At 56.8% G+C, this 569-nt stretch carries 1 protein-coding gene; it reads left to right on the top strand.

What is annotated here, in order from left to right; genetic code table 11:
• Positions 1–258: carboxylesterase family protein (locus V7756_RS19015; RefSeq protein ID WP_335611764.1), on the top strand; the 258-nt coding region annotated here is incomplete at its 5' end.
• Positions 259–569 lie beyond the last annotated feature (311 nt).

Here is a 569-nt window from a genome sequence, read left to right as displayed (position 1 = left end):
GGTGATCTGAACAACAACGGCGTGACCGGTACCCAGGGTGATCCGGCGGATGTGTTTGCCTCGATGCGCTATGGTGCAACCGATGTGGCAATCGCCGATCAGACCATGACCATGTGGACCAACTTCGCAAAAACCGGCAACCCCAGTACGGAGCAACTCGACTGGCCAGCCTTTACCCTGGATAACGACACCTTCGTCGAAATCGGGCCGGATGCGGAGGCGACAGTGGAAACCGGTCTCGCCGAGTCCATTCAGTAGCGGTAGCGGGGCGGCCGTTCCAGGCCGGCTCAGTGCTATCGTGATGGCAACACCAACCCCGAGCGTCCGTCGTGTCGCTCGGGTTTTGTGTTATCTGGGGAGTGCGAATAGTCCGCATCGAGCGCTCGGCGAAACGGACTGCCAGCTGCGGAGATGCTGTCATGCATTCGACATCGCAGTGTCGTTAAAAAGCAGTCAAAGCTTCATGCACAGGACCCATTTATGTCATTTGGCATCGCCATTCTAGTCGGGTTAGTAACTACAACCTGAGAGGAAGGAACCGATGTCCAACGTGCAAAACGATCAGCTGG

This window comes from Halopseudomonas sp. (assembly GCF_036961105.1).
In the GTDB taxonomy this organism is placed as follows: Bacteria; Pseudomonadota; Gammaproteobacteria; order Pseudomonadales; family Pseudomonadaceae; genus Halopseudomonas.
Note: the sequence above shows the minus strand (reverse complement) of the source record. Positions and strands in the feature narration are given on the sequence as shown.